Raw genomic sequence first — 14535 nt, forward strand, 5'->3', positions numbered from 1 at the left:
TGTCCGATAACGCCATAGGCAGTCCCGCCTCGGACACCGGCCAATGGTGTACAATGCGCGCACCAAGGAGGCGCTATGACCCTGATTTCATTCAATATCAACGGCATTCGGGCCCGTCTGCACCAACTCCAGGCGGTCATCGACAAGTATCAGCCGGCCCTGATCGGCCTGCAGGAAACCAAGGTCCACGACCCGGAATTCCCTGAGCAGGCAGTACGGGACATGGGCTACCACCCCTACTATTTCGGCCAGAAAGGCCACTACGGTGTCGCGCTGATTACCCGCGAGCCACTGGAATCGGTGCAATACGGCTTCCCTACCGATGAAGACGATACACAGCGCCGCATGATCATTGGCACACTCAAGCATCGTGATGGCTCCTTGATCACCGTCCTGAACGGCTATTTCCCTCAGGGGGAAAACCGCGAGCACCCGGTCAAATTCCCTGCCAAGGAAAAGTTCTATCAGGATCTGCAGAACTACCTTGATCAGCACCAAAGCCCGGAACAGCAGGTGGTTGTCATGGGCGACTTCAACATCTCCTCAACCGATCTTGATATTGGCATTGGCGAAGCCAACCGCAAACGCTGGCTGCGCGAAGGCAAGACCAGCTTCCTGCCGGAAGAGCGCGAATGGTGGGCACGACTGACTGGATGGGGGCTGACGGATACCTTCCGTCACCAGAACCCGGAAACCGATGATGTGTTTTCCTGGTTTGATTACCGCTCCCGCGGGTTCGAACGTGAACCCCGTCGGGGACTGCGTATCGATACCTTGCTGGCCACCGAGTCACTGATGGCCAAACTCAATCAGACCGGTGTGGACTACGAGCTGCGCGGCATGGAAAAGCCGTCTGACCACTGCCCGGTCTGGGCAAGCTTCAAGGGCTAGGCGCCATGAAGATCAAACTGCACCCTGAAAAACTCAAGGCCAATCTGGATTCCGTCGGCTTCCTGATCGACCTGTTCATGATCGCCCTGGTGCTGTTCAACCTGGGTTTGATCCTGTTCGACTGGTTATTTCAGGTGCAGTTTGTTCAGTCCGGCCTCGCGACCCTGTTGCCGGCGTTTCATGATTTTTACCGCGATACCATTCACAACGACTTCCTGTTCTATGATCTCTGCTTTGTGGCAGTGTATCTGACCGAATTTGTCGTTCGCTGGATTGCGGCCATTGTCCGAAACACCTACCACCGCTGGTTTTTTTACCCTTTCGCGCACTGGTATGACTTGCTGGGGTGTATTCCGGTCGGCAGTTTCCGCTGGCTGCGGATTCTTCGTGTCGTCAGCCTGCTGCTGCGGCTACAACGCATGGGCATTATTGATCTGTCCCAGACCTGGCTGGGCCAGACCCTGATCAAGTACTACACCGTGGTGGTCGAAGAAATTTCTGATCGGGTGGTCATCAATGTGCTGAGCGGCGCCCAGAAGGAAATCGGAGGCGGCAGCCCATTACTGCATCGTATCGAGTCTGAGGTTCTGGCCCCACGGCAGGACCGGCTGGTGCAGTTCATCGCTGAGCGCATTGCGACTGCGACACGCAAGACCCATGGGGAATACCGCGATGAACTGGCTGGCTACTTTGCCCACCTTACCGATGAAGCCATCATTCGGACCCAGGCAGGACGGCGATTGGCCGCGATCCCCGTCGCGGGTCCCAGAGCCATCGCGCTGCTAGGGGAGGCAGTGCGCGAAACAGGGTCGGCGTTCGTCGATCAGCTGGTCGACGATCTGGCCTCACCCGCCCATCGCCCGCAACTGGAACAGCTGCTGCATGACGCCATTGGCGCTGCCATGGGCGAAGAAGGCGAGCAACTCGACAGCCTGTTGCGCGACACCCTGATGGACATTCTCGAACAGATAAAACAACAAGTCGCCGTCCAGCAGTGGAAGCTGGAAGAACAGGACGACAGTACCCAAAACTGATACTCTCAAACCACGGGGAAACGACCTTTACCACCGGGATCAGCATGGATAACAACACCAACGCCACCACCATTGCGGACAACGACCTGCCCCGCCCACGGGTATTGATGGTCGATGACACGCCCCAGAATCTGGTCGCCCTCGAAGTGGTACTGGAAGATCTCGATTGTGAGCTCGATAGTGTCACCAGTGGCGATGCTGCTCTCGCCCGCCTGCTAAAGCATGACTATGCACTGGTGTTACTGGATGTGCAGATGCCCGGCATGGATGGTTTCGAAGTAGCCGAGTTAATGCGATCTCATCAGCGCACCCAGACCATTCCCATCATTTTTGTCACTGCGCTGTCGAAGGAAACCCGTTTTGTGCAGCAAGGCTACCGCTGCGGCGCCGTGGATTACCTGTTCAAACCCATTGAGCCCATGCTGTTGCAGAGCAAGGTAAACTTTTTTCTGGGCCTGGATCGGCAGAAAAAACGGCTGGAGGCCAAACTGGCACAGGCCAGACGGTCGGAAGCGCAGATGAAAGCCCTGTACGGGGAACAATGATCCCTGTAAAAAATCGGGAACTTTGTCAGGACGACACAAAAGCAGTAAATCATGGCCTTAAGACTTCCGGGATATCGTATTACCGAACGGCTAGGCAAGGGCGGGATGGCCCATGTGTTTCTGGCCACCCAGCATTCCTTTGAGCGCCAGGTGGCGATCAAGATCCTGACCCCTTCCCTTGCGCTGGAACCACGCTTTGCCGAGCAATTCATGCGTGAAGCCCGTACTGTTGCCAGTCTCAACCACCCTCATATCGTGCCGGTATACGACGTTGGCGAATATGAGGGCTATTACTATTTGAGCATGGAGTACGTGACTGGGGGCAACCTCAAGCAGCGTATCCGTAACGGCATGGAGACCAGTGAGGCAGAATCCGTTCTGCGCCAGCTGGCCAGCGCCCTGGACTATGCCGGGCAGCACGGCTTCGTTCACCGCGACGTCAAACCTGACAACATCATGTTCCGTGGTGACGGCTCTGCCCTGCTAATGGACTTCGGCATCGCGACGAATGCGCTACGCAACAATGATCTGACCCAGCGAAATACCGTGATGGGCACCCCCAAATACATGAGTCCGGAACAGCATCGTTCCCAGGTGCTGACACCACAGTCAGATCTGTATTCCCTCGGCTGTGTTTTTTACGAGATGCTCTGCGGTGAACCGCCCTACAAGGCACCGGATCATGCGGCTATGGCCTTGGCCCATTTACGCGAACCGGTCCCCCTGCTCCCCCTCAAGCTACGGCACTACCAGCCCCTCATTCGCAAGTTGCTGGCCAAAGACCCGGCCGATCGCCCGGAAAGTGGAAATGACGTTATTGCACAGCTTGAAACGCTTGAGCGAGCCCCGGAGCACTACACAAAAGACCGGGCACGTTACCGGCCCCAGGACAACAGCCCCAGCGCAGCACTGACCCCACGTCTACGCTTGAAAGAAAGCAAGGAAGGCTTCAGCTGGCGCGGCAACCTGTACCGCTATGATGTGTATCTGGTCGCCGACGACTTTGAACAGTTCCAGTCTCATTTCCCGGTACTGAAATCGGCATTGATGGACTGGCATGAACAGCGAGGCAGCCGCTGCCAGTCATTAACGATCAAGGCGACCATCCACCCCTGGATCAGCGGCCGCGTAAAAGAATACCTGAAAGGCCTGCGCCAACTGGAAGGGATGACATTCCTGTCACGGCTCCCTATCACCCTGAATCTGGTGGGCTCTGATGGCCAAGCCATTGAGCGACTGGAGTGGCAAGCGGAAAAACCAGGAAAATCACCCCAGGACTAGCGGGCTAAAGGGCTTCCTGCCAGCCATAAAAAAAGCACCAACCGGGGTTGGTGCTTCAATTTCTGCCTAATGTCACGATGCAAGGAGTCATCGCCTTCCCCCCTTAGGGGTGGTTCCGATGACGCGGTCAGGAGTCTGCCATGCGTTCATGCGTCATCAAGGTCAGATTACGTCAGCGGGCGTTTGGCTGCCCAGTGCCAATCGGCGAACGGTCGAAGTTCCGCTATCGAGGGTCGATTCTGGCCGACTAACGGCTCGCCATGCTCTCCCCGGGACTACGCAGCCACATCAACCTGGCACCATCGGCTGCCGCCACATCCATGTCCAGACACGCTACCGTCCCCACAGAGAAACCAATGCGGCTGGTATGCCCCGTCCACAGGGCTGTCAGCTGGGCAACAAACGGCATATGACTGACCAGAACGGTATTCTCTCTTGGCGGGTTCGCCAACAACCAGTCAAACAGGGCCTGGGGCGATGCCTCTGGCACAAGAGACTCACATTCCTGCCTCGCCAAGCCTCCGTAAACCTGGTCAATGCAGTCTGCGGTTTGCTGGGCCCGCACATAAGGGCTGGCCACCAATGCAGACACCACAATGCCGCTCTCGCGCATTTGCTGCCAATGTGCCAGTAACGCAACGCGACCACTGTCAGTCAGTGGCCGCAGATCGTCGCTGGGCGCCATAGCCACCGCCTGTCCATGGCGGCTGATAAACAGCTTCATTGGCTGGCCCCGGCTAGCTGGAATTCCACATCGTGCTTGTATTCACCACTCATCAGATTCTGGATCATCAACTGGAGAGGCTGCTGCTTGTAGACGATTTCATGCAGTGCCGTCGCCAAGGGCATATAGACATCCAATTCAGAGGCTTTGTCGGCCACCAGCTTGATGGTGTTAATCCCTTCTGCCGTTTGCCCCAAGGTGGCCACCGCTTCATCCAGGGATTTTCCCTGCCCAAGCTGAAAGCCAACCTGATAGTTCCGGGAGAGGCTGGAAGTACAGGTGGCGATAAGATCCCCGACCCCGGACAGGCCCAGGAACGTCATCGGGTTGGCGCCCAGTTCCACCGCAAAGCGGCTCATTTCAGCCAACGCACGGGTGATAAGGAAGCTACGGCTGTTTTCACCCACACCAATGGCCGCCGCCATGCCTGACGCCACCGCATAGATATTCTTGAGCGCACCGCCAAGCTCGACCCCATAGATATCCGGGTTGTCATACACCCGGAAGTAGTCGCAGCTCAGCGCCGACTGGACAGTCTGGCACAGCTCACTGTCGGGACTGGCGATCACTGTCCCGGTAAATTTCTGCTCGACGATTTCCTTGGCCAGGTTGGGGCCACTGAGCACACCGATACGGGTGTGTGGCCAGTACTGATGCAACAACTCGCTCATCAGTAAAAAGCCATCGGCATAGATGCCCTTGGTACAGCTGATCACCAGAGTGCCATCGGGCACCCACTGACGAGCTTGCTCGAGCACCTCGGCAAACGCCTTGCTCGGAATCGCCACAAACACCATATCAGCGGCATTGAGGGCTTCCTCAAGGCTGTCGGTGGCCGTCACACCGTCGGGCAACTCAGCCCCAGGCAAGTAACGGCTGTTTTCCCGGTCCAGATTAATGGCCGCGGCAGTTTCCGGGTCACGAACCCAGAGGCTCACGCCGTGGCCATTAGCGGCCAGGATACTGGCCATGGCAGTGCCAAAACTGCCTCCACCCAGGATGGCGGCATTGTATTTCTGCTGCGTCATAAGAACGCCTTTTTACTGCTTTTGGGCATCATAAAGCAGTTAACAGTGAATAGTGAACAGTGACGCGTTTGAGGCTGGTGTTTTCGACAAACAAGAAGGCCGCGCCCACCGTTGGGCGCGGCCTCCAAACACGAATACAGCATCAAACCTTATCCGCGCAGCTGTTCACTGTTAATTGTTAATTGTTCACTGCATTGACAAGCATCTGATGCATGCGACGAGCCGTGGCCGCCGGATCTTTCGGCAACTGCCCCTCGGCCAGCATGGCCTGATCGAGCAACAACGCGGCAAGGTCGTTGAAACGCTCACCGTCGTCCACCGTCCCCAGCGCCTTGAGCAGATCATGATCCAGGTTCACTTCCAGCACCGGCTTGTTCTCCGGTACCGGTTGACCGGCCGCTTCCAGCATCCGGCGCATTTGTGGGCCCAGTTGATCTTCAGCCAACACCAGACAAGAAGGCGAATCCACCAGTCGGCGAGTCGCGCGGACGCTTTCTACCTGCTCTGCCAGGCTGTCTTTCAATCGGGCCACCAGCGGGTTATCGCTTTCTGCCTCCCCGGCAGCCTCGTCCAGATCCAGCTCTCCGCGTGCGGCATTGACCAGTTTCACTTCCTTATAGCTGTCCAGATAACTCACCATCCATTCGTCGACGGGGTCACTGAGCAACAGGACCTCAATGCCCTTTTTACGGAATACCTCCAGGTGCGGACTGTTCAGCGCCGCAGAGGGAGTGTCAGCAAGCAGATAATAGATGCTCTCTTGCTCAGCCGGTTTACGCTCAAGGTAGGCATCAAGACGGGTAACGCCCTCTTCCTCATGCGTAGACGCAAAACGCAACAGCGCGGCGATAGCTTCACGGTTATCCGCATCCTCGCCAATACCTTCTTTTAGAACCTGACCAAACTGACTCCAAAACGCCTTGTACTGCTCTTCATCGTTACTCAGCTTCTTGAGCATCTGCAGAACACGCTTGGTCAGAGCCGCACGAATTTTCTGCACAGGCCCATAGTCCTGCAGGAGCTCACGGCTGACATTCAAGGGAAGGTCGGGCGCGTCGATCACGCCCTTCACAAAGCGGAGATACTGAGGCAGAAACTGCTCGGCATCATCCATGATGAAAACACGCTGCACATACAGCTTCAGGCCGCGATTGGCATCGCGATGATACAAGTCAAACGGGGCACGGGCCGGCAAGTAAAGCAGGCTCGTGTATTCCAGGGCGCCCTCAACCTTGTTGTGACTCCAGCTCAAGGCATCCTGAAAGTCATGGCTGATATGCTTGTAAAAGCTCTGGTATTCCTCATCGGAAACTTCCTGCCGTGGGCGCTGCCACAGTGCAGTAGCCGAGTTGAGGGTTTCACTGCTCTCCTCAGCGTCACCGTCAGCGGGCGTCAGCAAATTAATCGGAAAGGCAACGTGGTCGGAATACTGATTGATCACCTGGCGAATCTTGAACGGATCCAGAAAATCCCGGGCATCGTCACGCAGATGCAGTATCACGGCAGTACCAGGCTGCAAACGCTCAATACCTTCCACCGTAAACTCACCCTGGCCGTCACTCTCCCAACGCACCCCCGAGGCCTTATCGCTGCCGGCCTTGCGCGTCTCGACGGTGACCTTTTCAGCAACAATAAACGCGGAATAAAAACCCACACCAAACTGGCCGATGAGCTGGGCATCCTTCTTCTGGTCACCACTTAGCTGGGCAAGAAACTTCTCTGTACCAGAACGGGCAATAGTACCGAGATTATCCACCACATCGCTTTCATCCATCCCAATGCCGTTGTCGGCCACGGTCAGCGTTCCCGCCTCCTTGTCGATGGTCAGGGTGATTGCCGGCTCCGCGCCCTCCCCGATCAAGGCTGGATTATCCAGAGACTGAAAACGCAGCTTGTCGCAGGCATCCGAGGCATTGGATACCAGCTCACGCAGGAAAATCTCGCGGTTGCTGTACAGCGAGTGGATCATCAGGTGCAACAGGCGGGACACCTCTGCCTGAAAACCGTGGGTTTGTTTTTCTGTAGACACAACAGACTCCTGAAGCAGTAGCAAACTGCCAGAAAAATAAGGGCAACGGTGGGATTTTCAAGGGAGGGGACGGCGCAGCCGCGCCTGAATTGCAGACCCGCGAGAAAAACCGGGCCTGCAACGTGTTTTTTCAGAGGCTCCCTAGGCTTTCTTGCGCGAAATCAGGTGGTCCACCGCCGACGCAAGGTCCGGGTAACGGAACAGAAAGCCCTGCTGCTCCAATCGGCGGGGATAGACCCGCTGCCCGCCGAGCAGCATGCCGGACAATTCCCCCAAGCCGACTTTCAACGCCGTGGCAGGCACCCGCAGCAACGCGGGCCGATGCAGTTTGCTGGCCAGTAGTTGATGGAACTCGCGTTGAGTCACCGGCGCAGGCGCACAGGCGTTAAAGACCCCTTCTATGCCTGGCGTTTCCAGAGCCCGGACCAGGATGGCGACCATGTCATCGATGTGTACCCAGCTCAGCCACTGGTTGCCGTCACCCATCTTCGCACCCAGGCCCAGCTTGTAGAGCGGCAGTAATTGCTTGAGCATGCCGCCATCACGCCCGAGCACAATGCCGGTACGAATCAAACACAACCGAAGCCCCTGACGGGACACCGGGCGGGCCGCCTGCTCCCAGGCGTCACAGAGGCGATAGCCGAAATCCTTCTTTCGTGCTGAGCTGTCTTCCGTGAGCTCCGCATTACCCGCATCACCGTAAAAGCCCACCGCTGATCCGGATACCAGCACGGCCGGTTTGCGCTCAAGGCGCGACACCAGGCTCACGATATCCTGGGTCACCCCGACCCGGGATGCCAACAATACCTCCTTGCGACGGCGACTCCAGCGGCCAGCAAACAGGCTCTCGCCGGCCAGATTCACAATGCCATCAATGATTTCATCGTCAGCGATATCATCCAGCGATGACACAAGCCGAGCCTCTTCGGGCAAGCCTCGGGCTACCCGCCGCGGTTTACGGGTAAGGATAATCAGGTGGTGACCATGTGCAGCAAGACGCCGGCAGAGATGACGACCAATGAAGCCACTTCCACCGGTTAAAAGAATGTTCAACGTGCAGCCTCGATAGAACGGATACTGTTGAGATCGTAGAAAAACTCAATATTGCCCGCGCCCATCGGCACACTCAAGGTCAAATGATCCTGATCTACCGCCTGAAGGATACCAGTGCGCGCAGGCCCTTCATCTGCGGTAATGGTGACATTTTTCCCGATTAACTCCCGGTATTGCCGGGTCTGCTCATCATCGACCACGACCGGGGGCGACGTCAGATTTCCACTGCTTTCCGCCGGGGCAGTCTCAACCTCCGGGGAGTCTGCCGCCCCAGTCAGATCAGCGCTGTTGGGGCTCCCTTGAGTGGCCATGGGCCCGCTTTCCAGGTCTGCTGGCTCGGGCTCCTGCAAGAGGATTTTCTGCCCTGTATTCAGGGTCAGCGAGGCCAGTTCCTCCTCAGGAATACTGCGCTCGACCACGCCACTACCGACATTGATTTCCAGCCACAATCGCTTGGCGGACACCCGTCGCAACACCCCGTCGTGCTGGCGCCCACTGTGGGTTTCCAGCACCACGGACTGGTCCACGTAGGCCACCAGCTCGGGGAATGTCTGCACCACCGGCGGCAGGACTTCCTTGGGCGCTTCCTGTCTGGGTTGCGCCCCCGGCGTCACCAGCTCCATGCTGCCTTCTCTGGGAGGGGTAATGACCTGGGTGTTCATGGACCCCGGCTCTACCGACCAGCCCACATCACTCTTCTCAAGCCGCACCACGCGCTCTTCCACCGCCCCGTTCGTCAGAGTTACCCGGCTGGTGACCTCTCCGGTGGATTCTGCACGACGCAGGATCACGTGACGGGTCTTGATTGACTTGAGTGCCCCTTCAGGAAACTGGGTCGTGAAGTACTGACGAGCCACGTAAGCCAGGGTGTCTTCATGATCAAAGTGCAAGTCAACCTGGCCTCCGACATAACGGAGATGATTGGTATACGCAGTGAACTCGCCACTCAGATAACTTTTAAAGCTGTCGGGCATGACCAGAGACAGAGAACCGGAAAGCTGCCCCGTATCCAGCGGTGCCATGGCCAGTTCCATCCGATACCCCCCTTCGAAAATACGGGTTTCAGGGAAATCCTGACCCGGCTCTTTCCAGGAAAGATGTACAACCGGCGCATTGTCATCGGAAGGGTTCACCAACACGCTACGGCGCTCGGTAATCTCGGACGGTTTCCATCCCACCAGCACACGCACTTCAAGCCCGGGGAGAAAATCTTCGCCCTGACTCACCGTCAGCACGCCATCGATCAGCGCCACCCGGTCATAACGAAAGCTTTCGCCATGAAGTCGGCCGGACAATGGCTTGCCCTGCCCTTTTACCAGTAGCAAGGCAGCCTCTTCCGAGGTCACAAAAGAGGTCGTCGTCGCCATTTTCTCACCCCGTTGCACCTGCCCGGTCTGGTGAGTGAGCTGACTGCCTGGGCCTCGAATGTCGCTGCTATCGGTGACGTACATGGCAATGCCGACGGCCGTAACCAGTACCGCCGCTACTCGCCCCAGTGCCCACCAACGGTAGCCTTCCCAATTACCCTGGACCTGCCCGAGGCTCGCCACAGGAACCAGAAAAAATACCGGGCTGTGTCCCCGGTGACTGGCTTCGTTCATCAGCCCCAGGGTTGTCACAATAATTGCACTCACCCCGATAATGATTAGCAGCTCTGCCATTTTTTATTCTCTCTCCTGAACAGCCCGCCTCAGCGATTCGCAGGCATTGGCTGTCCCCGGGCAATCGACCCAGGGAACCACGACAATCCTACCTGAAGCTCACTTTACAAAGCTGCCGCCCGGCATTCCAGCACTTAAGTGACTGATTTTTCTCAATCATGGTCAGGGTTGATCTGTTTCACACTCTGCCGGCCCAGCCACCCTCTGCTGGCCGCCGTTCAGGGCACAGAAACGTCCTTCAGGCTGCCCTCAAAAACCGCCCGTCAACGGTAATAAAAAAATGCTTGTATGGACCAATTCGAGACGATATATAGGCGCTGTGGACTTTGGAAAACCGGGGATCCGGACCAACAGGCCGAACAATGTGGTTGTTTGAGGAGGTCACAACAGGAGGCCACCATGAGTAACCGTCGTACAGATCAAGATTACGATTCGGAAGACCTGCTGATGAACGAAGATTTCGATATCCTGGATGACGATATGGATGAGGAAGAGCAGGAAGCGCGCAGTGCGCGCAGCCGCGCCTTCAACATGGACATGCGCCATCGCATCGAAGATCGCCTGGAGGAGCGCCGTCTGCGCAAGGAACTCAATGATTACGAGTCCTTTGAGCTCGACGACGATATGCTCCACTAACAAAAAAGGCCGGCATTTTGCCGGCCTTTTTTGTTGCTCATCGGCTGTTACCAGCCAGTGAGTTCTTTCAGCGCCAGGCCGATACCGGCCGGGTTACGTGTGGTCTTCACACCTGCCGCTTCCAGGGCCGCAAACTTCTCGTCTGCAGTGCCCTTGCCGCCAGCGATGATGGCGCCAGCGTGGCCCATACGCTTGCCGGGGGGGGCAGTAACGCCCGCAATGTAGCTCACTACCGGCTTGGTCACGTTTTCCTTGATGTAGGCAGCCGCCTCATCTTCAGCGGTACCGCCGATCTCACCCACCATGATGATGGCTTCCGTCTGCGGATCGTTCTGGAACAGTTCCAGCGCGTCGATGAAGGTCATGCCTGGAATCGGGTCACCACCGATACCGATACAGGTGGACTGACCGAAGCCCAGCTTGGTGGTCTGGTTTACCGCTTCATAGGTCAGGGTACCGGAGCGGGACACGATGCCCACTTTGCCCGGCTGGTGGATGTGACCGGGCATGATGCCGATCTTGCACTGACCCGGAGTGATCACGCCCGGACAGTTCGGGCCGATCAGGCGCACACCGCCCTTGCGGGTGATGTATTCCTTCACATACAGCATATCCAGTGCAGGAATGCCTTCAGTGATACAGACGATCAGCTCGATGCCTGCATCAGCGGCTTCCAGAATGGAGTCCTTGCAGAACGCAGCCGGTACGTAAATGACGCTGGCAGTGGCACCGGTTTCAGCAACGGCTTCCGCCACGGTGTTGAAAACCGGCAGGCCCAAATGGGTCTGGCCACCTTTACCCGGGGTTACACCACCGACCATTTGCGTGCCATATTCGATGGCCTGCTCGGAGTGGAAGGTGCCCTGGCTACCAGTGAAACCCTGGCAGATAACCTTGGTGTTCTTGTCGATCAGGACGCTCATGCGGCACCTCCAACAGCTTTCACTACCTGCTCGGCAGCGTCTTCAAAACTTTCTGCGGCGATGATGTTCATGCCGCTCTCGGCCAGTTTCTGCGCGCCCAGCTCAGCGTTGTTACCTTCCAGACGAACTACCACCGGTACGGTCACACCCACTTCTTCTACCGCGCCGATGATGCCTTCAGCAATCAGGTCACAACGCACGATGCCACCGAAGATGTTAACCAGAACGCCTTTCACCTTGTCGTCGGACAGGATGATCTTGAAGGCTTCGGTTACACGCTCTTTGGTCGCGCCACCGCCCACGTCCAGGAAGTTGGCCGGTGCGCCACCTTTCAGCTGCACCAGATCCATGGTGCCCATGGCCAGGCCTGCGCCATTCACCATGCAACCAATGTTGCCGTCCAGCGCTACGTAGTTCAGCTCCCACTCGGCCGCGCGACGCTCGCGCGCATCTTCCTGGGAAGGATCTTCCAGTGCCTTGATATCCGCATGACGGTACAGGGCTGAGCCGTCCACGTTGATCTTGGCATCCAGGCAGTGCAGGTCACCGGCTTCGGTGATCACCAGCGGGTTAACCTCGATCAGGGCCAGATCCTTGTCGATGAACAGTTGCGCCAGACCCACAAAAATCTTGGCAAACTGGTTGACCTGCTTGCCTTCCAGACCCAGCTGGAACGCGATCTCACGCGCCTGATAGGGCTGCGCACCCACCAGCGGATCAATCTCTGCACGCAGGATCTTTTCCGGGGTTTCTTCAGCCACGGTCTCAATGTCCATACCACCTTCAGTGGAGGCCATGAAAACGACACGACGGCTGGCACGGTCCAGGACCGCACTCAGGTACAGTTCCTTGGCGATGTCGGTGCAGGTTTCGACCAGAATCTTGGTCACCGGCTGACCTTTCTCATCGGTCTGGAAAGTCACCAGATTCTTGCCCAGCCACTGCTCGGCAAAGGCAGCGGCTTCTTCAGCGCTGTCCACCAGCTTTACACCACCCGCCTTACCACGGCCGCCAGCGTGCACCTGGGCTTTCACAACCCACTTGTCACCGCCGATCTCTTTGGTTTTGGCTGCAACCTCTTCAGGAGTGTCACAAGCGAAACCGGTAGAGACTGGCAGACCATAGTCAGCAAAAAGCTGCTTTGACTGATACTCATGGAGATTCATGCCAATACTTCCATCCTGTTGAATGATTTGGCGCCCTTGCGGGCGCCGATTTTTCGCTGCCGTTCGGTGTCGTTATTTCTTGCGACGACGCTGGGCCACATGAATGGCTTTATAATCCACAGCCAATGCAGCTTCATGAACGGTTTCTGACAGGCTCGGGTGACCGAACACCATCATTTGCAAATCTTCTGCAGTAGCGCCGAATTCCATTGCTACCACACCCTGATGAATCAGCTCGGAAGCCTGCGGGCCAACGATATGCATGCCAAGGATGCGGTCAGTCTTTTCGTCCGCCACAAACTTCACCATGCCACCGGTTTCGCCAGCAGCCATGGCTCGGCCATTGGCAGCAAACGGCACCACACCGGTCTTGTAGGCATCACCGGATTCCTTCACTTCTTCTTCGGTCTTGCCCACCCATGCCACTTCCGGGTGGGTATAGATCACACCGGGGATCACGTCATAGTTCACCTGGGTGTGCTCATCCATGATGACTTCGGCCACCATGACACCTTCCTCGATGGCCTTGTGGGCCAGCGCCGGTCCACGCACCAGATCACCAATGGCGTAAACGCCGGGCACATCAGTGCGGCACTGGCTGTCTACGTAGATGAAGTTACGCTCATCGAGGCTGACACCGGCATCCTGGCTCAGCAGGCCTTCGGTATAGGGGCGACGGCCAACGGCCACAATCAGCTTGTCGAAGCTTTCTGTGTGCTCGCCATCCTTGTCGCTGTAGGTCACCTTGACCTTGGTCTTGGTAGTTTCAGAACCGGTCACACGGGCACCCAGACGAATATCCAGACCCTGTTTTTCCAGTTGCTTCTGGGCATCCTTGGCAATCTGCTTGTCGACCATCGGCAGGAACGCATCCACAGCTTCCAGTACAACCACTTCACTGCCCAGACGATTCCAGACACTGCCAAGCTCCAGCCCGATTACGCCAGCACCGATCACGCCGAGGCGCTTGGGTACCTTGTCGAACTCGAGTGCCCCCGTAGAGTCCACGATCAGGTTCTGGTCCACAGGCGCAACGGGAATATCCACCGGCACGGACCCGGCGGCCAGCACCACATGTTCAGCCTGGATGGTCTGTGTCTCGCCGCCATCCAGCGGTTGGAATTCTACCTGTTTACCGGCTTTCAGCTGGCCAGTGCCCTGCAGCCAGGTCACCTTGTTGGCCTTGAACAGCTGCGCGATGCCGCCGGTCAGGTTCTTAACAATGGTGTCCTTGCGCTGCAGCATGGTGCCCAGATCCAGGTCGGAACCCTTGATCTTGATGCCATGGTCAGCCAGTGATGACTCCGTCTCGTGGTACTTCCAGGAAGAATCCAGCAAGGCCTTGGAAGGGATACACCCCACGTTCAGACAGGTGCCGCCCAATGCCGGCTCATCCTGTTTGTTAATACGTTTCTCGATGCAGGCAGTGTTCAACCCCAGTTGGGCACAGCGAATGGCAGTTACATAACCGCCCGGGCCACCACCAATAACGACGACGTCGAATTTGTCAGACATGTTCTTTCCTCTCGGGAAACTGCCCCACCCTGCCGCGGCAGCGTGGGGC

Annotated in this window: 13 protein-coding genes; 5 read left to right on the top strand and 8 right to left on the bottom strand. The window is 57.2% G+C overall.

All coding sequences use genetic code 11. The features are described from left to right. Nucleotides 1–75: 75 nt before the first annotated feature. Genes xthA through A15D_RS04935 form a run of 4 tightly spaced genes read left to right on the top strand, consistent with a single transcriptional unit; the run spans nucleotide 76 to nucleotide 3751 of the window. Nucleotides 76–891, top strand: a complete 816-nt coding sequence (gene xthA / locus A15D_RS04920; RefSeq protein WP_102791004.1) for an exodeoxyribonuclease III — start codon at nucleotides 76–78, stop codon at nucleotides 889–891. 5 nt (nucleotides 892–896) lie between these two features. Beyond that, nucleotides 897–1925 carry a hypothetical protein gene (locus A15D_RS04925; RefSeq protein ID WP_102791005.1) on the top strand — a complete coding sequence of 343 codons (1029 nt, stop codon included), beginning with the start codon at nucleotides 897–899 and terminating at the stop codon, nucleotides 1923–1925. Nucleotides 1926–1969: 44 nt separating this feature from the next. Beyond that, a complete protein-coding gene (locus A15D_RS04930; protein ID WP_102791006.1) occupies nucleotides 1970–2470 on the top strand; it encodes a two-component system response regulator in 501 nt (166 codons plus the stop codon). Nucleotides 2471–2521: 51 nt separating this feature from the next. Further along, on the top strand, nucleotides 2522–3751 hold the full coding sequence (locus tag A15D_RS04935) for a serine/threonine-protein kinase (protein WP_199175764.1): 1230 nt from the start codon (nucleotides 2522–2524) through the stop codon (nucleotides 3749–3751). 247 nt (nucleotides 3752–3998) lie between these two features. Here A15D_RS04935 and sixA read toward each other — a convergent pair whose 3' ends face one another. From sixA to A15D_RS04960, 5 genes are all read right to left on the bottom strand, one after another. Continuing rightward, nucleotides 3999–4475: a phosphohistidine phosphatase SixA gene (gene sixA / locus A15D_RS04940; RefSeq protein ID WP_102791007.1), complete on the bottom strand. Its 477-nt coding sequence runs from the start codon at nucleotides 4473–4475 to the stop codon at nucleotides 3999–4001. Continuing rightward, nucleotides 4472–5503, bottom strand: coding sequence for an NAD(P)H-dependent glycerol-3-phosphate dehydrogenase (locus tag A15D_RS04945; RefSeq protein ID WP_102791008.1), 1032 nt, complete (start codon nucleotides 5501–5503; stop codon nucleotides 4472–4474). The genes sixA and A15D_RS04945 overlap by 4 nt, the downstream gene beginning before the upstream one ends. Nucleotides 5504–5681: 178 nt before the next feature. Then, complete coding sequence (gene htpG, locus A15D_RS04950) at nucleotides 5682–7532, bottom strand: molecular chaperone HtpG (protein ID WP_102791009.1); 1851 nt, start codon at nucleotides 7530–7532, stop codon at nucleotides 5682–5684. A gap of 141 nt (nucleotides 7533–7673) precedes the next feature. Continuing rightward, complete coding sequence (locus A15D_RS04955) at nucleotides 7674–8585, bottom strand: TIGR01777 family oxidoreductase (RefSeq protein WP_102791010.1); 912 nt, start codon at nucleotides 8583–8585, stop codon at nucleotides 7674–7676. Continuing rightward, entirely contained in the window at nucleotides 8582–10246 is a 1665-nt protein-coding gene (locus tag A15D_RS04960; protein WP_102791011.1) for a hypothetical protein, read from the bottom strand. The genes A15D_RS04955 and A15D_RS04960 overlap by 4 nt, the downstream gene beginning before the upstream one ends. A 399-nt stretch (nucleotides 10247–10645) precedes the next feature. On the opposite strand from A15D_RS04960, the gene A15D_RS04965 reads away from it, so the two are divergent. Then, entirely contained in the window at nucleotides 10646–10882 is a 237-nt protein-coding gene (locus tag A15D_RS04965; RefSeq protein ID WP_102791012.1) for a PA3496 family putative envelope integrity protein, read from the top strand. A 47-nt stretch (nucleotides 10883–10929) separates the two neighbouring features. On the opposite strand, the gene sucD is transcribed toward A15D_RS04965, so the two are convergent. The 3 genes from sucD to lpdA all read right to left on the bottom strand — a co-directional run bounded on the left by sucD (nucleotide 10930) and on the right by lpdA (nucleotide 14486). Then, nucleotides 10930–11805: a succinate--CoA ligase subunit alpha gene (gene sucD, locus A15D_RS04970; protein ID WP_102791013.1), complete on the bottom strand. Its 876-nt coding sequence runs from the start codon at nucleotides 11803–11805 to the stop codon at nucleotides 10930–10932. Then, entirely contained in the window at nucleotides 11802–12971 is a 1170-nt protein-coding gene (sucC, locus tag A15D_RS04975; RefSeq protein WP_022986638.1) for an ADP-forming succinate--CoA ligase subunit beta, read from the bottom strand. The genes sucD and sucC overlap by 4 nt, the downstream gene beginning before the upstream one ends. Nucleotides 12972–13043: 72 nt before the next feature. Next, nucleotides 13044–14486 carry a dihydrolipoyl dehydrogenase gene (lpdA, locus tag A15D_RS04980; protein ID WP_102791014.1) on the bottom strand — a complete coding sequence of 481 codons (1443 nt, stop codon included), beginning with the start codon at nucleotides 14484–14486 and terminating at the stop codon, nucleotides 13044–13046. Nucleotides 14487–14535 lie beyond the last annotated feature (49 nt).

This window comes from Alcanivorax sp. MD8A (assembly GCF_002888555.1).
In the GTDB taxonomy this organism is placed as follows: Bacteria; Pseudomonadota; Gammaproteobacteria; order Pseudomonadales; family Alcanivoracaceae; genus Alcanivorax.